This is a genomic window from Mycolicibacillus trivialis (assembly GCF_002102395.1).
Lineage (GTDB): Bacteria > Actinomycetota > Actinomycetes > Mycobacteriales > Mycobacteriaceae > Mycobacterium > Mycobacterium triviale.
In genome coordinates this window covers 33,260-52,943 of sequence record NZ_LQPZ01000029.1, presented here as the reverse complement: position 1 = coordinate 52,943, position 19,684 = coordinate 33,260, and the positions used below count along the sequence as shown (strand labels likewise).

The following is a 19,684-nucleotide window of genomic DNA, read 5'->3' as shown; positions in this document are numbered from 1 at the left end:
CTATCGGTTCGTGCCGGCCACACCCAGGCCGATCGCCAGTCGCTGCAGCGCGACCTGCGCCAGCGGCAGGTCCACCCCGGTCTCGGTGCCCAACTCCAGCGCCAGACCCAGGTCCTTCTCCCCCAGCTCGCTGGTGTGAGCCAGCGGCTGATAGAGCGCATCATCGGGGTTGAGCGGAGCGGTGGTGTCGCGGAACATGATCGCGCCCGGCCCGCTGGTGAGCTTGTCGGTGTGGCGCACCACCCGGCCCAACGCCTGCAGGCTCAGCCCGGCCGCCTCGGCCAGCGCCATCGCCTCGCACGCCGCGGCGTAGGAGGTGAACGTCAACATGTTGCGCGCCAGCTTCATCCGGGTGCCCGCGCCGGGCTCCCCGGCGTGGATCACCAACGACGCCCAGGATTTGAACACCGGCTTGAGCCGCTCGTAGACGGCTCGGTCGGCACCGATCATGGTGGCCAGCTCACCCTGCTGGGCAGCGCCCGCGCCGCCGCTGACCGGGGCGTCGACGACGTGGATGTCGCGCTCGGCGTACCGCTTCGCGAGCTCCTCGGCGGTGGTCGCGCTGATCGTGGAGTGGATGGCGATGACGGTGCCGGGCTTGGCGTGTTCGGCGAGTTCGCCGACCACCTCGCGCACCTGGGCGTCGTCGAGCACGGTCACGCTGATGACGTCCGCACTCGCGATGTCGGACACGCTGTCGGCCAGCGACGCGCCGGCTTCGGCCAGCGGGGTCATCGCCTCGGTCCGCACGTCGTAGACCGTGACGCCGCCGGGCCAGCCGACGAGCCGCTGCGCCATCGGGGCGCCCATGTTGCCCAGGCCGATGTAGCCGAGCCGGAGGTTCTCGTCGGCGGCGGTCATGAGCGGATGATCTGTCCGCCGTCGACGTTGAAGACCTGGCCGGTGATCCAGCGGGCCTCCTCCGAGAGAAGGAACAGGCACATGCCCAGCAGGTCGTCGGTGGTGCCCATCCGGGACAGCGGGATGGTCTTGACCAGCTCGCCCTGCATCGACTCGGGCACCACCGAGCGGTTGGCCTCGGTGTCGATCGGGCCCGGCGCGATCGCGTTGACCCGGATGTTCATCCAGCCCAGCTCGCGGGAGAGCTGCTGGGTCAGCGAGTTCACCCCGGCCTTGGCCAGGCCGTAGAAGTTGGCGTACATCCAGGCCGCGGTGGAGGACTGGTTGATGATCGCGCCGCCGCCGCGCGACTGCATGCTCTTGTACACCGCCCGGGTGCACACCAGCGCGCCGTCGAGGTTCACGCTCATGAACTTCTTGTAGTAGTCCCAGTCCACGGTGAGCAACTGGTCGAGCTTCATCCCGCCGAAGATCGCGGCGTTGTTGATCAGGAAGTCGACGCCGTCGTATTCGGCCACCGCCCGCTCGGCCATCGACGCGGCCGACGCCGGGTCGGAGACGTCGACGCGCACCGCCAGCGCCTTGCCGCCGTCCGCGCCGATCTTGCCGGCCACCTTCTCGGCGGCCTCCTCGTTGATGTCGGCGATCACCACGGCCGCGCCCTGGCCGGCCAGGGCCTCGGCGTAGGCCTGCCCGATGCCGCCGCCTGCGCCGGTGACGATGGCCACCTTGTTGTCGAACTGTGCCATGCGTTTGTCGTCCTTCCTCAGTTCACTGCCGTTGCAATGACTTTCGTCTCCAGATACTCCTCGAAGCCGGCCAGACCCATCTCCCGGCCGACACCGGACTGCTTGTAACCGCCGAACGGCGCGTCCGCGGAGTACCAGACCCCGCCGTTGACGTTGACGGTGCCCACCCGCATGCGTGCGGCCACCGCCGCGGCCCGCTCCGGGCTGCCGAACACCGTGCCCGACAACCCATAGGGGGAGTCGTTGGCGATGGCGACGGCGTCGTCGTCGCCGTCGTGGGCGATCACGGTGAGCACCGGGCCGAAGATCTCCTCGCGCGCCACCCGGGCCGAGTTGTCCAGCCCGGCGATGACGGTCGGCTCGATGAAGTACCCGGTGTCGCGGTCGGCGGGCCTCCCGCCGCCGCAGGCGAACGAGCCGCCCTCCTCGATCGCCAGGTCCAGGTAGGACTGCACCCGGTCGCGCTGGCGGGCGGAGATGACCGGCCCGCAGATGGTGCCCTTGTTGGTGGGGTCCCCGGGTTTGAGCGAGCCCATCGTGGTCGCCACCGCGGCGACCGCGTCGTCGTAGCGCGCCCGCGGCACCACCAGCCGGGTCGTGATCGCACAGCCCTGCCCGGCATGCATCGCAGCGGTGAAACCGGCCATCGCGCAGGCCCCGCTCAGGTCCGCGTCGTCGAGCACCAGGAACGCCGACTTGCCGCCGAGTTCGAGGAAGACCTTCTTGATGGTGCCCGCGCCGTCGATCATCACCGAGCGCCCGGTGGCGGTCGACCCGGTGAACGAGACCATGTCCACCCGCGGGTCCTTGGCCAGCATGGCCCCGACCGCGTGGTCGCTGGAGGTGATGATGTTGACCACGCCGGGCGGGATGTCGGTGTGTTCGGCGATGAGTTCGCCGAGCACCGCCGCCGCCCATGGGGTGTCCGGCGCGGGCTTGAGCACGATCGTGTTCCCCGCGGCCAGCGCCGGGCCGAGCTTGGCGAGGTTGATCTGGTGCGGGAAGTTCCACGGGGTGATCGCACCGACCACACCGATCGCCTCCCGGGCGATGGTGCGCCGGGTCGGAATCCCCTGCGGGGTGGCCTGTCCGAGGTCGGTGCGCCACGGGTAGCTCTCGGCGGTGTCCGCGGCGAAGCTCAGGTCGTCGATCGGCCCCTCCAGCTGCGCACCCGCGGTGAGCATCACCGGCGCGCCCACTTCGGCGATCGTCAACTCGCGCAGGTCCTCGACGTGGTCGCGCATCGCGTCGCGCAACTGGCGCACGCAGCGCACCCGGAACCCGGCGTCGGTCGACCAGTCGGTGTCGTCGAAGGCGCGGCGGGCCGCCTCGATGGCACGGTCCATGTCGGCGGCGTCGGCGTCGGCCGCGGTGCCGAGGGTCTCCTCGGTGGCGGGGTTGATCGTCGCGAACCCGCCGGCGCCGCCGTCGACGAGCGTGCCGTTGATGAGCAGTTTGCTCTCCCGGTCGGCCAGTAGCGCCATCTGCACGTCACTCCCCTCTATTGGACAAGTGTCCATCCCGATCCGGTGGAACCATAGTCGCAGGCCGTCGGGCACCGCAAGCACCTGCTCCGCCCGCCGACTGGAAAACAATGCTTGACAGCGGGTTTCACAGGGCTGTTGCCTGCCACGCGACCCATCCGATACATTGGACACGTGTCCAGTGAATCGGCGATGACCGTCGCCCCCTCGTCGCACGGGCCGGACGGCGCCGGCGGGGAGGCGCCGCGGCGCAACCGGCGTCAGGAGGAGACCTTCCGCAAGGTCCTCGCCGCCGGGGTGGAGATGCTGCGGGAGTCCTCGCACGCCGATGTCACCGTGCGCGCGGTGGCCGCCCGAGCCAAGGTGGCGCCGGCGACCGCGTACACCTACTTCTCGTCGAAGAACCACCTGATCGCCGAGGTCTATCTGGACCTGCTGCGCGCGGTGCCCTACTTCACCGACGTCAACGACACGATGCTGACCCGGGTGAACAAGACGCTGCACCAACTGGCGCTGGTGGTCGCCGACGAGCCCGAGGTGGCGGCGGCCTGCACCACCGCACTGCTGAGCAACGACGCCGGAGTGCCGCAGGTGCGCGACCGGATCGGCCGGGAGACCCACCGGCGGATCCGCTCGGCGATCGGCCCGGACGCCGACCCCCGGGTGGTGGCCGCGCTGGAGATGACCTACTCCGGCGCCCTGGTGCACGCCGGCACCGGCGCACTGAGCTACCACGAGATCGCCGATCGGCTCGCCTATGTGGTGGGCCTGATCCTCGAGACCGAACACCCCCACGAAGGAGACCGATGAGCGCGCAGATCGTGGAGCTGCTGCTGGACCCCTACGACTACGACTTCCACGAGGACCCGTTCCCGTACTACCGCCGGCTGCGCGACGAGGCGCCGCTGTACCGCAACGACGACCTGAAGTTCTGGGCGCTGTCGCGGCACGCCGACGTCATGGCCGGGTTCCGCAACTCCACCGCCCTGTCGAACATCTACGGGGTCTCCCTCGACCCGATCTCGCGCACCAAGGACGCCCACAAGGTGATGTCGTTCCTGGCCCTCGACGACCCCGAGCACCTGCGGCTGCGCACCCTGGTGTCCAAGGGCTTCACCCCGCGGCGTACCCGCGAACTGGAGCCGCGGGTGCAGGAGATCGCCCGGGCGCACTTCGACTCCGCGCTGGAGAACAGCGTCGACGGCGGGTTCGACTTCATCGCCGAGTTCGCCGGCAAGCTGCCGATGGACGTGATCTCCGAGCTGATGGGTGTCCCCCAGCCCGACCGGGCGCACATCCGCACCCTCGCCGACGGGGTGCTGCACCGCGAGGACGGACTGGCCGACGTGCCGCAGTCGGCGATGCAGGCCTCCGCCGAACTGATGGTCTACTACGCCGAGCTGATCAAGGAGTACAAGAAGACCCCGGCCGAGAACCTGACCTCCGCGCTGCTGCAGGCCGAGGTCGGCGGCGACCGGCTCAGCGACGAGGAGATCCTGGCGTTCCTGTTCCTGATGGTGGTGGCAGGCAACGAGACCACCACCAAGTTGCTGGGGACCGCGATGTACTGGGCTCACCGCAACCCCGACCAGCTGGCCGGGGTCTACGCCGACCCGGAGCGCATCCCGCTGTGGGTGGAGGAGAGCCTGCGCTACGACACCCCGAGTCAGATCCTGGCCCGCACCGTCGCCGAGGAGATCACCCTCTACGACACCACCCTGCCGGTCGGCGACGTGGTGCTGCTGCTGCCCGGCTCGGCCAACCGCGACGAGCGGGTTTTCGACAACCCCGACGAGTTCCGCATCGGCCGCGACATCGGTTCCAAGCTGGCCAGCTTCGGCAGCGGCGTGCATTTCTGCCTCGGCGCGCACCTGGCCCGGATGGAGGCCCGGGTGGCGCTGAACCAGCTGATCAGCCGCACCCGCGGCTACCAGGTGGACGAGGACAACGCCGTCCGCGTCCACTCGTCCAACGTGCGTGGCTTCGCCTCGCTGCCGATCACCGTGGAGACCGTGTAATGGCCCGTTTCGACCCCCTGCCCGCCCGCCGGCCCGCCATCGTCAGCGGCGCCTCCTCCGGAATCGGTGCGGCCACCGCGACCGCGCTGGCCGAGCGCGGCTTCCCGGTGGCGCTGGGCGCGCGGCGCACCGAAAAACTCGCGGAGCTCGTCGACACGATCCGCGCCGAGGGCGGCGAGGCGGTCGCCTTCCCGCTCGACGTGACCGACGCCGACTCGGTGAAGAACTTCGTCGCACAGACCATCGAAGCGCTCGGCGAGGTCGAGTTGCTGGTCTCGTGCGCCGGCGACATGGTGCCCGGCAAGCTGCACGAGATCTCCACCGAGGCCTTCCTCGACCAGGTCCGGGTGCATTTGGTCGGGGCCAACCGGCTGGCCACCGCGGTCCTGCCGGACATGGTCGCGCGCCAACGCGGCGACGTCATCTTCATCGGTTCGGACACCGCGCTGGTGCCGCGCCCGCACATGGGCGCCTACGGCGCCGCCAAAGCCGGCCTGGTGTCGATGGTCAAAACCATGCAGATGGAGCTGGAGGGCACCGGGGTGCGCGCCTCGATCGTGCATCCCGGCCCGACGCTGACCGAGATGGGCTGGCAGCTCTCCGCCGAGCAGGTCGGCCCGATGCTCGAGGACTGGGCGAAATGGGGCCAGGCCCGGCACAGCTACTTCCTGCGTGCCTCCGACATCGCCCGCGCGGTCGCGTTCGTCGCCGAGACCCCGCGCGGCACCAACATCGTGACCATGGAGGTCCAACCGGAGGCCCCACTGGGCGATGCTCCGAAGGAGCGTCAGGAACTCCGGCTCGGCGAAGAAGGGATGCCAGCATGACCACCCAACCGGCCACCACGATCCCCCGGGTCTCCGGCGGTGAGGCCGAGCACGGCCACCTTGAGGAGTTCCGCACCGACCCGATCGGGCTGATGCAGCGGGTCCGCGACGAATGCGGCGACGTCGGCGTCTTCCAGCTGGCCCGCAAGAACGTCGTGCTGGTCTCCGGTTCGGAGGCCAACGAGTTCTTCTTCCGCTCCTCCGACGACGAACTCAACCAGGCCGAGGCCTACCCGTTCATGACCCCGATCTTCGGCGAGGGAGTGGTGTTCGACGCCAGCCCGGAACGCCGAAAAGAGATGCTGCACAACGCCGCGCTGCGCGGCGAGCAGATGAAGGGCCACGCGACCACCATCGAGAACGAGGTGCGCGCGATGATCGCCGACTGGGGTGAGGAAGGCGAGATCGACCTGCTGGACTTCTTCGCCGAGCTGACCATCTACACCTCCTCGGCATGCCTGATCGGCACGAAGTTCCGCAGCCAGCTCGACGACCGGTTCGCCCGGCTCTACCACGACCTGGAGCGCGGCACCGACCCGCTGTGTTACGTCGACCCCTACCTGCCCATCGAGAGCTTCCGCCGCCGCGACGCCGCCCGCGCCGGGCTGGTCGAGTTGGTTCAGGAGATCATGCAGACCCGCATCGACAACCCGCCGTCGGACAAGAGCGAACGCGACATGCTCGACGTGCTGATCACGATCAAGGACGAGGACGGCAACCTGCGGTTCTCCGCCGACGAGATCACCGGCATGTTCATCTCGATGATGTTCGCCGGCCACCACACCAGCTCCGGTACCGCGTCGTGGACGATGATCGAACTGCTGCGCCACCCCGACGCGATGGCCGCCGCGATCGCCGAGCTCGACGAGCTCTACGCCGACGGCGAGTCGGTGAGTTTCCATGCGCTGCGCCAGATCCCGCACCTGGAGAACGTGCTCAAGGAGACACTGCGTCTGCACCCACCGCTGATCATCTTGATGCGGGTGGCCAAGGACGACTTCGAGGTGTGCGGTCTGCCGATCCGGGCCGGCGACCTGGTGGCCGCCTCCCCGGCGATCTCCAACCGGATCCCCGAGGACTTCCCGGATCCGGAGAGCTTCGTCCCGGAGCGCTACGAGAAGCCCCGCCAGGAGGATCTGATCAACCGCTGGACCTGGATTCCGTTCGGGGCCGGCAGGCACCGCTGCGTGGGCGCCGCGTTCGCCACCATGCAGATCAAGGCGATCTTCTCGGTGTTGTTGCGCGAGTACGAATTCGAGATGAGCCAGCCGTCCGAGAGCTACCGCAACGACCACTCCAAGATGGTGGTGCAGCTCGAGCAACCGGCTCGGGTGCGCTACCGCCGCCGCCACTGACCCACTCCGAGGAGGCCATCATGGGATACCGCGTCAAGGCTGACTACGACCTGTGTCAGGGTCACGCCTTCTGCGAATTGGAGGCGCCGGACTTCTTCCGGGTGCCCAAACGCGGCCAGGTGGAGATCCTCAACGACACGCCCCCCGAGGAGGCTCGCGAGGAGATCGAGCGCGCCGTTGAATCCTGCCCCACCCAGGCTTTGTCGATCATCGAAACCGAAGAGAAAGAGAACTGACTATGCCGTCGTTTCCGCGCGCCGAACTCGAAGAGGTCGTCGAACGTTGGCTGGAGGCCAACCGGGAGGCCGAACGCACCGGTGACTGGAAGATCCTCGCCGAGTTCTTCACCGACGACGCCACCTACGGCTGGAACATCGGCCCCAAGGAGGACGTGATGTGCGTCGGGATCGACGAGATCCGCGACATCGCGCTCGGTCAGGAGATGGAGGGCCTGGAGGGCTGGAAGTACCCCTACCAGCGGGTGCTCATCGACGACAAGCAGGGCGAGATCATCGGGCTGTGGAAGCAGGTGGCCACCGACCCGAACGACCCCGACGCCGAGCACTTCGAGGTCTACGGGATCGGCGGCAGCTGGTTCCGCTACGCCGGTGACGGCAAATTCAACTGGCAGCGTGACTTCTTCGACTTCGGCCACGTCTCCAACCTGTTCATGGAGTTGATCAAGGCGGGCCGGCTCTCGGAGGGCATGCAGAAGCGCATCGAGCGGGGCATGTCCGGGGAGAAGGTGCCGGGCTACTACCCGATCGGTCAGGCCCCGGCGCCGCTGTGGGGATAGCGCCGTGGGGGCAGCGAGGATAGCGCCGTGGGGATAGTGCAATTTCCCGTCCGCGCGGCCACCCCGCGCTATAGGCTTCCGGCAGCGGGTGGTTGACGACGGCGAGGGCCGTTCCACCACCGGCACGTCGGACTCGACACCCCACGCTCACCGCATCGATCGTCCCGGCACGGGGCCAACACGGAGGAGGACCACATGAAGACCAAGGGCGCACTGCTGTGGGAGTTCAACAAGCCGTGGTCGATCGAGGAGATCGAGATCGGCGACCCGGTCAAGGACGAGGTCAAGATCCGGATGGAAGCCGCCGGGATGTGCCACTCCGACCACCACCTGATGACCGGTGACATCCCGATGGCCGGCTTCCCGGTGCTCGGCGGCCACGAGGGCGCCGGAGTGGTCACCGAGGTCGGCCCCGGAGTCGAGGACATCGCCCCCGGCGACCACGTGGTGCTCTCGTTCATCCCGTCCTGCGGCTCCTGCCCCTCCTGTCAGGCCGGGCTGCGCAACCTGTGCGACATCGGTGCGATGCTGCTCAACGGGGTAGCGGTCAGCGACGGCACCCACCGGGTGCACGCCCGCGGCCAGGGTGTCTTCCCGATGACACTGCTCGGCACCTTCTCGCCGTGGATGGTGGTGCACAAGAGTTCGGTGGTGAAGATCGACCCGGCGATCCCGTTCGAGGTGGCCTCCCTGGTCGGCTGCGGGGTGACCACCGGCTTCGGGTCGGCTACCCGCACCGCCGACATCCGCCCCGGCGAGGACGTGGCGATCGTCGGTGTCGGCGGCGTCGGCATGTCCGCGCTGCAGGGCGCGGTGGCCGCCGGGGCCCGCAACATCTTCGTCATCGAACCGATCGAGTGGAAGCGGGACCAGGCGCTCAAGTTCGGCGCCACCCACGTCTACCCGGACATCCACTCCGCCATGGGCGGGATCATGGAGGTCACCCACGGGCTGATGGCACGCAAGGTCATCGTCACCGTCGGCGAGGTGCACGGCGCCGACATCGACAACTACATGATCCTGACCGCCAAGGCCGGCACCTGCGTGCTGACCGCGATGGGCTCGATGATGGAGAACCAGGTCACGCTGAACCTGTCGATGCTGACCCTGCTGCAGAAGAACCTGCAGGGCACCATCTTCGGCGGCGGCAACCCGCAATACGACATCCCGCAGCTGCTGTCCTACTACCAGGCGGGCAAGCTCAACATCGACGACATGATCACCCGCCAGTACAAGCTGGAGCAGATCAACGAGGGCTACCAGGACATGCTGGACGGCAAGAACATCCGTGGCGTCATCCGCTACACCGACGACGACCACTAGGAGTCCGGCCCCCTGATGCGCGCATGACCGACTTTTCTGCGCTGCTGTCTCCCGGGCGCATCGGCACCATGTCGGTGCGCAACCGGCTGGTGATGTCGCCGATGGAGACCATGTACGGCACCCCCGACGGGCTGCCGTCCGAACGCACCCGCGACTACTTCGCCGCCCGCGCCCGCGGCGGTGTCGGGCTGATCACGGTGGGCGCCACCGGAATCGACCCCGCACACCCCGAGACGCCGGGTGGACTGCACCTGGGCACCGACGCCGCCGTCGACGCCCACCGCGCGCTGGTGGAGACCGTGCACGAACACGGCGCGAAGATCCAGCCGCAGATCGTGCACGCCGGGCCCGACGGCCTGGGTCCCGAACTGCACCAGGTGACCTCGCTGGGCCCCTCGGTGATCCCGTCGTACCTGACCGGGCGGCCCTCGGCGGAGGTCACCGTCGCCCAACTGAGCGAGATCTTCGATCTGTTCAAGGCCGCCGCGCGGCGCGCCGCCGAAGCCGGCTACGACGGCATCGAACTGCACGCCGCGCACGGCTACATGTTCCTCGGCTCGTTTCTGGCACCGCAACGCAACCGCCGCACCGACGAGTACGCCGGCTACTCCGTCGGCGGCCGGATCAAGGTGGTGCTCGATGCGCTGGCCGCGATCCGTGCCGAGGTCGGCGACGCGTTGCCGATCACGCTGCGCATCTCCGGGTACGAGCGGGTGGCCGGTGGCCGGTCGATCGCCGAGACCGCCTTGGTGGCACCGCAACTGGTGGCCGCCGGAGTCGACGCCTTCCACGTCAGCGGCGGGGTGATCGACCGGCTGGTGACCGGCATGGTCAACGGCGCCGACGACGGCGACGCCCTCAACGTCGGCGCCGCGGCGGCGGTCAAACAGGCCGTCGACGTGCCGGTGATCGCGGTCGGCCGCATCCACGACCCCGAGGTGGCCGAACGGATCCTCGCCGACGGTCGCGCCGACTTCATCGCGATGGGCCGCCCGCTGCTGGCCGACCCCGAGCTGCCCGCCAAACTCGCCGCCGGACACGCCGAACGGGTACGGCTGTGCATCTCGTGCGAGAACTGCATCGACTCGATGGAGCAGCGCTTCTCGGTGGACTGCGCGGTCAACCCACGCACCGGCAAGGAGACCGAACTGGCGATCCGGCCCGCGGCGCGGGCCAAACGCGTCGTGGTGGTCGGCGGCGGGCCCGCCGGCATGGAGGCCGCCCGGGTGGCCGCCGCCCGCGGCCACCGGGTCACACTGTTCGAGCGCGACGCCCGCCTCGGCGGGGCGCTGCAGTGGGCGTCGGTGCTGCACCCGGCCAACCAGCCGTTCCTGACCTACCTGCGCGACGAGATCGCCCGCAGCGACGTGCAGGTGGAACTCAACCACGACGTCACCGCCGCCGCGGTTGCCGCGCTGGATCCGGAGGCGGTGGTGGTGGCCACCGGTGGCCGGGTGGTGGTGCCGCCGGTGCCCGGCGCCAGCCTGCCGCACGTGCGCACCGGCGCCAACCTGCGCGACTGGTTCGCCGGGCGGCGCCAGCGCCTGGTGGCGCCGCGGCTGCTGCGCGCGGCCTCCCGGGTCTGGATGCCGCTGGGTCGGCGGGTGGTGATCATCGGCGGCGACCTGGTGGCCCTCGAACTCGCCCAGTTCCTGGCCGCCCGCGACCGGCTGGTGACGATCCTGGAACCCGGCAAGGTGCTCGCACCGGAGATCGGCGAGAAACGCAAGACCGAGGAGACCGACCGACTCGACCGCCTCGGGGTGAGCGTGCACGTGCGCGCCACCGTCGATGAGATCACCGCCGACGGTGTGGTGTTCACCCCGTCCCGCGGCACCCCGCGCACCCTGCCCGCCGACACCGTGGTCCTGGCCGGCGGGGTGGAGGCCGACACCACCCTGGCCGACGACCTGACCGCCCGCCTGCCCGACGTCCCGGTACACACCGCCGGGGACTGCACCGGGCTGGGTTTGATCCGCAAGGCCACCGAGGACGGCGCCCGCGCGGCCTGCGCCCTGTGATCACCGAGTACGACCACCGAGCAGGACCCACTCACCGATTGGAGCGAACATGACCGAGACCTCCCCCGCACTGGCCGCCTCCCAGGCCTCCTGGCGCTGCGCGCAGGCCCGTGACAAGGCCGGTTGGCTGGCGCTGATGGCCGACGACGTCACGATCGAGGACCCGATCGGCAAGGCCATCACCAACCCGGAGGGCACCGGGGTACGCGGCAAGGACGCCGTGTCGAGTTTCTTCGACTCCAACATCGCCACCAACAACCTGACCATCACCTGCGAGGAGACCTTCCCGTCCAGTTCGCCCAACGAGGTCGCCCACATCCTCAACCTGCACAGCAAGTTCGAGGGCGGCTTCACCTCCACGGTGCGGGGGGTGTTCACCTACCGGGTCGACGACGACGGGCTGCTGACCAACCTGCGCGGCTACTGGAACATGGACGTGATGACCTTCGGTAAAGAGGAATGACCGCGGCGCTGACCGGCCGGGCCGCGGTCGTGGTCGGCGGCTCGCGCGGCATCGGCGCCGCGGTCGCCAGCCTGCTGGCCGAGCAGGGCGCACAGGTGGTGGTCAACGGTCGTGACCGCGGCGCGGTCGAGGCCACCGCGGCCGCCCTGCCCGGGGCGGTCGGGTTCGCCGGCAGCCCCGCCGATCCGGCGGTGGCCGACCGGCTGATCGACACCTGCGTGAGCGAGTTCGGCCGGATCGACATCCTGGTCAACTGCGCCGGAGTCGCCGAACCCGCCGGCTCATCGATCCTCACCGTGACCGCGGCACAGTTCACCGACCTGCTCGATGCCCACCTGGGCACGGTGTTCCAGACCTGCCGGGCCGCCGCGCCCAAGATGGTGGCCGCCGGTGGCGGGGCGATCGTCAACACCGGCTCGTTCGCCTTCCTCGGCGACTACGGCGGTACCGGATACCCGGCGGGAAAGGGCGCGGTCAACGCGCTGACCGCGGCGATCGCCGCCGAACTGCGCGAGCACAAGGTGCGGGCCAACGTCGTCTGCCCCGGGGCGAAGACCCGGCTGTCGACCGGACCGGAGTACGAGGCCCACATCGCTGAGCTGAACCGGCGCGGCCTGCTCGATGATGTCAGCGCCCGGGGCGCCCTCGACGCCGGACCGCCGGAGCACGCCGCCGCGCTGTACGCCTACCTGGCCGGTGACCGCGCTGCCGACATCACCGGCCGGGTGTTCATCGCCGCCGGCGGCTTCGTCGGTGAATTCCCCCGCCCCACACCGGCGATCCTGGGGTTCCGCGACCACCACGACAACCCGCCCTGGTCGATTGAGGAGCTGGACGCGCTGCTGCACCCGCGGAAACCGGCCGGATCGCCGAGTCATCCCTGAAATCGACGTCCAGACGGGCCTATAGGCCCGAAATCGCCGGTTTTTCGCCGAAAAGCTGTCGATCTCAGGGCTGACCACGCCGATTTTCGCGCGGAGCGCCGCCCGCGGACTGCATTACCGTTATGGGTTGTGAAAGCGGCACACCGCGGCAGCCCGCGGATTCTGGCGGTGGCCGCACTCGCCGTGTTGGGGATCTGCGGGGCGATTGTGCTGGTCAGCGCCGCGCCACCGCCCGATCTGGTCGGCCGGTCGAACTGGGTGCTGGCCGGAGCGCTGCCCCCGGCCACCGACTTCCCGGCCGACTGGCGGTATTCGGTGTCCGGGCCGCTCGGCTTCGCCGTTCCGCCCGAAGCCGAGCCGGGCGCCTGGGCACGCGATCCGGCGCCGGTCTACCTGCCCGCGCGCTGCGGTGAGTTGCCCGGCCTCTTCACCGCGGCGAGTGACCACATCGCGGCTGTGCGCGCCGAACGACCGATCGGCGCGCTCCGGGCCGCCCGGGCCGAAACGCTCGACGCGGCGGCCACCGGCGAGCTGACCGATCCCGGCCCGGTCACCTCGTTCCGGCTCTGGACCTCCGCCGATCCGGCCGGGCTGCTCGCCGGGTACCGCACCTGGCTGCACGACTGTGGAACGTATCGGGTCGCGGCCACCGACCCGTTCAGCGGTGCCGGGCAGCACCGGCAGGTCACCACCATGATCGCGCCCACCCCGCCCAGCGCAGGCGCGCTCGCGGTGCTGCGCACCTACACCCCCGATGACGGCGCGGCGGCCGACCCGCTGACCTTCGCCGTGCGGTATTACCCGGTGCGCGGGCTGATGCTGGAGACCACGACCACGCTGACCGGCACAGACCGCGAGCTGATCGCCCGGCTCGCCGATCAGACCGCCGAACGGCTGGCGGCGTTATGAGTGCCCGCACCCGCGACTGCAGCCGCGCCCGGCTGACCGCGACCCTGCTCTGTGTGCTGGCGCTCGCCGCGGTCGCCGTGACCGCGCCCGCGGCGGTGCACTCCTGGCAGGACCACCACCGCGCCCCCGACCCGCGGGCACCCGGCCTCGCCGCACTCAGTGACGACGAACTCGCCGCACTGCTGCCCGGCGCGGAAGACCTGCCGCCGGGCTGGGCGATCACCGAAACCGACGATGCAGCCACCTATACCGCCGATAAGCGCGGCTGGTTCGCCTACAACCGACTCGACACCGCGTTGGGACCGGGATCGGTCCTGGGCTTCACCCCGAGTGACTGCGACAGCGCCACCCACCTGGTGTCCACCGGCGGGATGAGCGCCGCACAGATCGGAGCCCGCGATCAGGTGGACCCGGCGGACACCTACGACGGCAACGACATCCGGCTCACCCTTGAGCGGGAATTCGACCCCGCCGGGTTTGACGACGCAGTCGCGCTGGTGAAACGTTGCCGGGAGGTGGCCTGGACCACCGCCCGGTTCCATTCGCACTACACCGTCGACATCCTCGAGGACTCCACCACCGGCGACGCGCCGCAGCGCTTCCGCTATTCGGTGACCATCGACGACGACGAGTCCACGACCGCGTACTACTCCTACGCCCGCGCCGGAAACCTGATCCTCACCGGAGTCGGCAGTCCCGGTCACCAGCAGGCGTTCGACGCCGTCTTCGACCAGACCCTGGAGCGTGTTCAGGCCGGCCGGTAGGTCGTCCCGCGCTCCTCACGCACCCACAGTTCACCGTCACCTGCGGTGGCGCCCTGCGCGATCAGTTCCCGTTTGAGCACCTTGTGGGTGGCGGTGGCCGGCAGCGCGGCGCTGATCCGCACGTAGCGCGGCCAGGCCTTGGGTGACAGGTCGGGCTGGGCGGCCAGGAACTCCTCGAAGGCCGCGGGGGTGAGCTCACCGGCGGGCACCACCGCCGCCATGATCTGGTCGCCGACCGCCTCGTCGGGCACCGCGTACACCGCGACCTGGTTGATCTGCTCGCAGCGGCACAGGATCCGCTCGATGGGTGCGGCGGCGAGGTTCTCCCCGTCGACCCTCATCCAGTCCGCGGTGCGCCCGGCCAGATAGATCCAGCCGTCCTCGTCGCGGTAGGCCAGATCGCCCGACCAGTAGATGCCGTCGCGGGTGCGTTCGGCGGTGGCCTGCGCGTCGTTGTAGTAGCCGGTGAAGAACCCGGCGCCGGCGGTGTTGACCAGTTCACCCACCGCCTCGTCGGCGTTGAGCAGGGCGCCGGCGGCGTCGAATCGGGCCACCGCACACTCGGTTCCGGTCGCGCTGTCATAGACCGCCACCCCGGCGAAACCCTTGCCGATCGACCCCGGCGGGGTGCCCGGTTCGCGGGTGATGATGACCGCGTTCTCGGTGGAGCCGAACGCATCCCAGACCGTCACGCCGAACCGGCGGCCGAACTCGGCGATGTCCCGGTCGCCTGCCTCGTTGCCGAACGCCACCCGCAACGGGTTGTCGGTGTCGTCGGGCCGCTCCGGGGTGCGCAGGATGTAGGACAGCGGCTTGCCGACGTAGTTCATGTAGGTGGCGCCGTAGCGGCGGACGTCGTCGAGGAAACTCGTCGCGGAGAACCGGGCCGGGGCCATCGCCGCGCCGGAGGCCAGCGCCACCGCCCAGCCGCCCACCAGCGCGTTGGAGTGGAACAGCGGCATCGCCAGATAGCAGGTGTCGGCGGCGGTGACCGAAAACCGTTCCACCAGGGTCTGGCCGGCCACCAGCACCATGAAGTGCGAGACCTGCACCGCCTTGGGCTCACCACTGGTACCGGAGGTGAAGATCATCATGAAGGTGTCCATCGCCTCCGCCCGCCGGTGCGGGACCAGCGCCGGAGCGCCGGCCAGCAACTCGGCCCACTGCCCGGAGTCGGTGTCCAACACCGTGATCCCGGACAGATCCAGCCCGTCGAGCAGCGGGCGGTGTTCGGCGTCGGTGACCAGGACCTGGCAGTCGGCGCGGCGGATGTCGTGCAGCAGCGCCGCCCCGCGGCGGGTGGTGTTGACCCCGCACAGGACGTAGCCGCCCAACCCGGCGGCGGCCATCTGGGTCAGCATCGCCGGGCAGTTGCCCAGCAGCGCACCGACGTGCACCGGCCGCGCCCGGTCGACCAATCCCAGCAACGCCGCCGCCACGGTGGCGGCTTCTCCCAGGTGGTCGCGCCACGTCCATTGCCGGTCACCGTATTTCACGCCGACGGTGTCGTCGGCGGCGCGTTCGTTGAGCAGTTCCTGCACGGTGTCGGCCACGGCACTCCTGATTCTCCGGTCCCCCGCCCCAACCTTGACACCCGTCGAGCCCCGGGGTGTGATGGGCCACGTGACGTACGACACAATTATCCGCAACGGTCGCTGGTTCGACGGCACCGGGGCGCCGTCACAACTGCGTCACGTCGGGATCCGCGACGGCCGGGTCGCCGCCGTCAGCGCCGAACCGCTCGACGAGACCGGCTGCCCCGACGTCGTGGACGCCACCGGCCGCTGGGTGCTGCCCGGCCTGATCGACATCCACACCCACTACGACATCGAGGTGCTCGACGGCCCGTCGCTGGCCGAGTCGCTGCGCCACGGCGTCACCACCGTCTTCCTCGGGTCCTGTTCGCTGTCGACGGTGCACGTCGGCGGCTCCGACGCCGGGGACCTGTTCGGCCGGGTCGAGGCCATCCCGCGCAAGCACGTGCTGCGCGCGGTGGACGCGCACAAGAACTGGAGTGGCCCGGCGGACTACGTCGCCGCCCTCGAACAGCTGGCGCTGGGCCCGAACCTGGCGGCGTTCATCGGCCACTCCGACATCCGGGTGGCGACAATGGGTTTGGATCGCGCCACCCGCGCCGACGTGCGGCCCACCCGCGCCGAGCTGGACCGGATGACGAACATGGTCGCCGACGCAATCGACGCCGGGTTCGTCGGGATGTCCTCGCAGCAGCTGCTCTTCGACAAGATCGACGGCGAGACCTGCCGGTCGCGCACCCTGCCGTCGACCTACGCCAAACCGGCCGAACTGCGCCGGCTCAAGACGCTGCTGCGCCGCAGCGGGCGGGTGCTGCAGTCCGGCCCGGACATCTCCAACCCGCTCAACCTGCTCTCCCAGCTCGCCCAATCCGTCGGGCTCTTCCGCGCCAAGCTCAAGACCAGCCTGCTGTCGGCCGCCGACATCAAGGCCAACCCGCTGGCGATCCGGGTCGCGGGCCCGCTGGCCCGGCTGGTCAACAGCCTCGGCGGCGATTTCCGCTGGCAGCACCTGCCGGTGCCGTTCGAGGTCTATGCCGACGGCATCGACCTGGTGGTGTTCGAGGAGTTCGGCTCCGGCGCGGCGGCGCTGCACCTCAGCGAGGAGGTCGCCCGCAACGAGTTGCTGCGCGACGAGAAATACCGCCGCCGGTTCCGCAAGGACTACGACACCAAGTTCGGCACCCGGGTGTGGCACCGGGACTTCTTCGACGCCGAGATCGTGGCCTGCCCCGACCCGCGTGTGATCGGCAAGACCTTCGGCCAGGTCGGCCTCGACCGCGGGCTGCACCCGGTGGACGCGTTTTTGGACCTGGTGGTCGAGTACGGCACCGCGGTGCGCTGGCGCACCACGATCTCCAACCACCGCCCGGAGGTGCTGCGGAAGCTGGCCGCCGACCCGGGCATCCAACTCGGTTTCTCCGACGCCGGCGCACACCTGCGCAACATGGCGTTCTACAACTTCGGGTTGCGGTTGCTGCGCCATGTCGTCGACGCCGAGCGGGCCGGGCGGCCGTTCCTGTCGGTGGAGCAGGCCGTGCACCGGCTCACCGGCGAACTCGCCGACTGGTACGACATCGACGCCGGGCACCTGCGGGTCGGGGACCGCGCCGACGTGGTGGTGGTCAACCCCGACGCCCTCGATGACACCCTGGATGGCTACGCCGAGTCACCGGTCGCCCAGTACGGCGGCCTGTCGCGGATGGTCAACCGCAACGACGCCGCGGTCGATGCGGTGCTGGTGGCCGGGCGGGCGGTGTTCCGCGCCGGGGAGCCCACCGCGCTGCTCGGGGTGCAGCGCACCGGGCAGTTCCTGCCCGCCGGGCGGCGCAGTGCCGCGCCGGCCCGCGCCGCCGGATAGTCGCCCGCCTACCCTGGGGCCATGGCCACTGTTTTCACCAAGATCATCAACGGGGAGTTGCCCGGACGCTTCGTCTACGAGGACGACGAGGTGGTCGGGTTCCTGACCATCGAGCCGATGACCCAGGGGCACACGCTGGTGGTGCCGCGCGCCGAGATCGACCAGTGGCAGGACATCGACACCCCGGTGTTCGCCCGGGTGATGGCGGTCGCCCAGCGGATCGGCAAGGCCGTCTGCGCTGCGTTCGACGCCGAGCGCGCCGGGCTGATCATCGCCGGGCTGGAGGTGCCGCACCTGCACGTCCACGTCTTCCCGGCACGCAACCTGTCCGACTTCGGGTTCGCCAACGTCGACCGCAACCCGTCCCCGGAGTCGCTCGACGAGGCGCAGGCAAAGATCAAGGCCGCCCTGGCCGAGCTGGGTTAGCCGGCCCGCGGCAGCCGCACCTGGAAGGTGCAGCCCTGCCCCGGCACGGTGAGCACGCTGACCTCACCACCGTGGGCGCGCACCAGCGAGTCGACGATCGGCAGGCCCAGCCCGGCGCCCCCGCTGGCCCGGGTGCGCGACGAGTCGGCCCGGAAGAACCGTTCGAACACCCGCGCGGCGTCCTGCTCGCTCATGCCGGGGCCGGTGTCGGCGACGTCGAGGATCACCTGATCGCGGTCGGTGCCCACCCGCACCGCGACCGAGGCGTCCTCCGGGGTGTGCTGCAGCGCGTTGGAGACCAGGTTGCCCAGCACCTGCCGCAGCCGGGCCTCGTCGCCGAGCACCTCGGGCAGCCCCGGGCCGTCGATGAGGGTCAGCGTGATGGAGCGCTGCGGGGCGACCGCCTGGGCGTCGTGCACCGCGTCGCTGGCCAGCGACAGCAGGTCCACCCGACGCTGCTCCAGCGGCCGGTGCGCGTCCAGCTGGGCCAACAGCAGCAGGTCCTCGACCAGCAACCCCATCCGGCGGGACTCGCTCTCGATGCGGTGCATCAGCATCTCGACGTCGTCGGCGGCGCCCTGCCGGTACAGCTCCGCGAACCCGCGGATCGTGGTCAGCGGGGTGCGCAGCTCGTGGCTGGCGTCGGTGATGAACCGGCGCAGCCGGTCCTCGGAGTGCCGGGCCTGCTCGGCGGAGGACTCCGAGTCGGCGACCGCGCGTTGCAGCCGGGCGAGCATCCCGTTGAGCGCGGCCGAGAGCCGGCCCACCTCGGTGCGCGTGTCGCGTTCGGGGACCCGCAGATCCACCTGTCCGGCGGCGATGGCGGCGGCGGTCTGCTCCACCTGGGCCAGCGGGCGCAGGCTGCGCGAGACCACCGCGTAGCCGACCACGCCCAGGATCAGCAGCACCGCGGTGCCGATCCCGGCCTGCGACCAGACCAGCGCCGTGACCGTGGACTGCACGTCGGCGAGGTCGGTGGCCACGGTGATCACCTCGCCGCGGGCGGCGCGCACGGTCATCGCGCGCCACGTCACATCCGAGCGGCCCACCGATCCGACGGTCACCGGTTCGGGGCCGACGTCGTTGTCCTCGGGTAGCCGCGGTTCGGCGACATGGTCGTTGCCGGCCAGCCAGACCCGGCCGTCGGGCGCCACCCCGCGGACGTAGAACTTCGACGGCGGTCGGCCGGCGTTGGGGTCCTCCGGGGGGCGCGGCGGCAGCCGGCGCGGGATCTGCGCCCAGCTGTGCGACGCGGTCTGCAGCGACTGGTCGGCGCGGGCGATGAGGTTGTGCCGCAGGATCGAGGTGACGGCGATGCCGGAGCCGAGCAGGCCGAGGGCGACCAGGATCAGGGTGGCGGCCACCAGGGTGACCCGCAGCGGAAGCGCCCGGCGCCGGTCCGGGGTCATCG

General features: G+C 70.2%; 19 protein-coding genes. 14 read left to right on the top strand and 5 right to left on the bottom strand.

Annotated features, from left to right (window positions below; translation table 11 throughout):
- From AWC30_RS11405 to AWC30_RS11395, 3 genes are read right to left on the bottom strand one after another with little or no spacing between them, the layout of a single operon-like run.
- On the bottom strand, window positions 1-861 hold the full coding sequence (locus tag AWC30_RS11405; RefSeq protein WP_085110348.1) for an NAD(P)-dependent oxidoreductase: 861 nt from the start codon (window positions 859-861) through the stop codon (window positions 1-3).
- Window positions 858-1,610 (bottom strand): SDR family oxidoreductase, encoded by a 753-nt coding sequence (locus tag AWC30_RS11400; RefSeq protein ID WP_085110347.1) that lies wholly within the window; start codon window positions 1,608-1,610, stop codon window positions 858-860. The genes AWC30_RS11405 and AWC30_RS11400 overlap by 4 nt, the downstream gene beginning before the upstream one ends.
- Window positions 1,611-1,627: 17 nt before the next feature.
- A complete protein-coding gene (locus AWC30_RS11395; RefSeq protein WP_085110410.1) occupies window positions 1,628-3,094 on the bottom strand; it encodes an aldehyde dehydrogenase in 1,467 nt (488 codons plus the stop codon).
- Between the two features lie 192 nt (window positions 3,095-3,286).
- Here AWC30_RS11395 and AWC30_RS11390 point away from each other — a divergent pair, with 192 nt between their 5' ends.
- From AWC30_RS11390 to AWC30_RS17835, 12 genes are all read left to right on the top strand, one after another.
- Window positions 3,287-3,904 carry a TetR family transcriptional regulator gene (locus tag AWC30_RS11390; RefSeq protein WP_085110346.1) on the top strand — a complete coding sequence of 206 codons (618 nt, stop codon included), beginning with the start codon at window positions 3,287-3,289 and terminating at the stop codon, window positions 3,902-3,904.
- Window positions 3,901-5,112 carry a cytochrome P450 gene (locus AWC30_RS11385; RefSeq protein WP_085110345.1) on the top strand — a complete coding sequence of 404 codons (1,212 nt, stop codon included), beginning with the start codon at window positions 3,901-3,903 and terminating at the stop codon, window positions 5,110-5,112. The genes AWC30_RS11390 and AWC30_RS11385 overlap by 4 nt, the downstream gene beginning before the upstream one ends.
- On the top strand, window positions 5,112-5,939 hold the full coding sequence (locus tag AWC30_RS11380) for an SDR family oxidoreductase (RefSeq protein WP_085110344.1): 828 nt from the start codon (window positions 5,112-5,114) through the stop codon (window positions 5,937-5,939). The genes AWC30_RS11385 and AWC30_RS11380 overlap by 1 nt, the downstream gene beginning before the upstream one ends.
- Window positions 5,936-7,294, top strand: a complete 1,359-nt coding sequence (locus tag AWC30_RS11375; protein WP_085110343.1) for a lanosterol 14-alpha demethylase — start codon at window positions 5,936-5,938, stop codon at window positions 7,292-7,294. Before AWC30_RS11380 ends, AWC30_RS11375 begins: the two co-directional genes overlap by 4 nt.
- A 20-nt stretch (window positions 7,295-7,314) precedes the next feature.
- Window positions 7,315-7,530, top strand: coding sequence for a ferredoxin Fdx (locus AWC30_RS11370; protein WP_085110342.1), 216 nt, complete (start codon window positions 7,315-7,317; stop codon window positions 7,528-7,530).
- A gap of 2 nt (window positions 7,531-7,532) precedes the next feature.
- Window positions 7,533-8,090, top strand: coding sequence for a nuclear transport factor 2 family protein (locus tag AWC30_RS11365; RefSeq protein ID WP_085110341.1), 558 nt, complete (start codon window positions 7,533-7,535; stop codon window positions 8,088-8,090).
- A gap of 195 nt (window positions 8,091-8,285) precedes the next feature.
- Window positions 8,286-9,413: an NDMA-dependent alcohol dehydrogenase gene (locus AWC30_RS11360; protein ID WP_085110340.1), complete on the top strand. Its 1,128-nt coding sequence runs from the start codon at window positions 8,286-8,288 to the stop codon at window positions 9,411-9,413.
- Between the two features lie 23 nt (window positions 9,414-9,436).
- The gene (locus AWC30_RS11355; RefSeq protein ID WP_085110339.1) at window positions 9,437-11,434 is read left to right on the top strand and encodes an oxidoreductase; all 1,998 of its coding nucleotides are present in this window, start codon (window positions 9,437-9,439) and stop codon (window positions 11,432-11,434) included.
- A gap of 49 nt (window positions 11,435-11,483) precedes the next feature.
- Complete coding sequence (locus AWC30_RS11350; RefSeq protein WP_085110338.1) at window positions 11,484-11,897, top strand: nuclear transport factor 2 family protein; 414 nt, start codon at window positions 11,484-11,486, stop codon at window positions 11,895-11,897.
- Window positions 11,894-12,781 carry an SDR family NAD(P)-dependent oxidoreductase gene (locus AWC30_RS11345; RefSeq protein WP_085110337.1) on the top strand — a complete coding sequence of 296 codons (888 nt, stop codon included), beginning with the start codon at window positions 11,894-11,896 and terminating at the stop codon, window positions 12,779-12,781. The genes AWC30_RS11350 and AWC30_RS11345 overlap by 4 nt, the downstream gene beginning before the upstream one ends.
- 129 nt (window positions 12,782-12,910) lie before the next feature.
- The gene (locus tag AWC30_RS11340) at window positions 12,911-13,690 is read left to right on the top strand and encodes a hypothetical protein (RefSeq protein ID WP_085110336.1); all 780 of its coding nucleotides are present in this window, start codon (window positions 12,911-12,913) and stop codon (window positions 13,688-13,690) included.
- A complete protein-coding gene (locus AWC30_RS17835) occupies window positions 13,687-14,454 on the top strand; it encodes a hypothetical protein (RefSeq protein WP_085110335.1) in 768 nt (255 codons plus the stop codon). The genes AWC30_RS11340 and AWC30_RS17835 overlap by 4 nt, the downstream gene beginning before the upstream one ends.
- Here AWC30_RS17835 and fadD1 read toward each other — a convergent pair.
- Complete coding sequence (gene fadD1 / locus AWC30_RS11330) at window positions 14,439-16,007, bottom strand: fatty-acid--CoA ligase FadD1 (protein WP_085110334.1); 1,569 nt, start codon at window positions 16,005-16,007, stop codon at window positions 14,439-14,441. The two genes, AWC30_RS17835 and fadD1, sit on opposite strands and share 16 nt — an antisense overlap.
- 70 nt (window positions 16,008-16,077) lie before the next feature.
- Between fadD1 and AWC30_RS11325 the strand changes: the two genes are divergently transcribed.
- Window positions 16,078-17,847 carry an N-acyl-D-amino-acid deacylase family protein gene (locus tag AWC30_RS11325; RefSeq protein ID WP_085110409.1) on the top strand — a complete coding sequence of 590 codons (1,770 nt, stop codon included), beginning with the start codon at window positions 16,078-16,080 and terminating at the stop codon, window positions 17,845-17,847.
- 21 nt (window positions 17,848-17,868) lie between these two features.
- Window positions 17,869-18,273, top strand: a complete 405-nt coding sequence (locus AWC30_RS11320; protein ID WP_085110333.1) for an HIT family protein — start codon at window positions 17,869-17,871, stop codon at window positions 18,271-18,273.
- Here the strand turns inward: AWC30_RS11320 and AWC30_RS11315 are convergent.
- Window positions 18,270-19,682, bottom strand: coding sequence for a sensor histidine kinase (locus tag AWC30_RS11315; RefSeq protein ID WP_085110332.1), 1,413 nt, complete (start codon window positions 19,680-19,682; stop codon window positions 18,270-18,272). The two genes, AWC30_RS11320 and AWC30_RS11315, sit on opposite strands and share 4 nt — an antisense overlap.
- Window positions 19,683-19,684: the final 2 nt, after the last annotated feature.

Bases quoted from the DNA above. Each gene is read 5' to 3' on its own strand.
- AWC30_RS11405 (WP_085110348.1), bottom strand. From the start codon at position 861: ATGACCGCCGCCGACGAGAACCTCCGGCTCGGCTACATCGGCCTGGGC.
- AWC30_RS11400 (WP_085110347.1), bottom strand. From the start codon at position 1,610: ATGGCACAGTTCGACAACAAGGTGGCCATCGTCACCGGCGCAGGCGGC.
- AWC30_RS11395 (WP_085110410.1), bottom strand. From the start codon at position 3,094: ATGGCGCTACTGGCCGACCGGGAGAGCAAACTGCTCATCAACGGCACG.
- AWC30_RS11390 (WP_085110346.1), top strand. From the start codon at position 3,287: ATGACCGTCGCCCCCTCGTCGCACGGGCCGGACGGCGCCGGCGGGGAG.
- AWC30_RS11385 (WP_085110345.1), top strand. From the start codon at position 3,901: ATGAGCGCGCAGATCGTGGAGCTGCTGCTGGACCCCTACGACTACGAC.
- AWC30_RS11380 (WP_085110344.1), top strand. From the start codon at position 5,112: ATGGCCCGTTTCGACCCCCTGCCCGCCCGCCGGCCCGCCATCGTCAGC.
- AWC30_RS11375 (WP_085110343.1), top strand. From the start codon at position 5,936: ATGACCACCCAACCGGCCACCACGATCCCCCGGGTCTCCGGCGGTGAG.
- AWC30_RS11370 (WP_085110342.1), top strand. From the start codon at position 7,315: ATGGGATACCGCGTCAAGGCTGACTACGACCTGTGTCAGGGTCACGCC.
- AWC30_RS11365 (WP_085110341.1), top strand. From the start codon at position 7,533: ATGCCGTCGTTTCCGCGCGCCGAACTCGAAGAGGTCGTCGAACGTTGG.
- AWC30_RS11360 (WP_085110340.1), top strand. From the start codon at position 8,286: ATGAAGACCAAGGGCGCACTGCTGTGGGAGTTCAACAAGCCGTGGTCG.
- AWC30_RS11355 (WP_085110339.1), top strand. From the start codon at position 9,437: ATGACCGACTTTTCTGCGCTGCTGTCTCCCGGGCGCATCGGCACCATG.
- AWC30_RS11350 (WP_085110338.1), top strand. From the start codon at position 11,484: ATGACCGAGACCTCCCCCGCACTGGCCGCCTCCCAGGCCTCCTGGCGC.
- AWC30_RS11345 (WP_085110337.1), top strand. From the start codon at position 11,894: ATGACCGCGGCGCTGACCGGCCGGGCCGCGGTCGTGGTCGGCGGCTCG.
- AWC30_RS17835 (WP_085110335.1), top strand. From the start codon at position 13,687: ATGAGTGCCCGCACCCGCGACTGCAGCCGCGCCCGGCTGACCGCGACC.
- AWC30_RS11320 (WP_085110333.1), top strand. From the start codon at position 17,869: ATGGCCACTGTTTTCACCAAGATCATCAACGGGGAGTTGCCCGGACGC.
- AWC30_RS11315 (WP_085110332.1), bottom strand. From the start codon at position 19,682: ATGACCCCGGACCGGCGCCGGGCGCTTCCGCTGCGGGTCACCCTGGTG.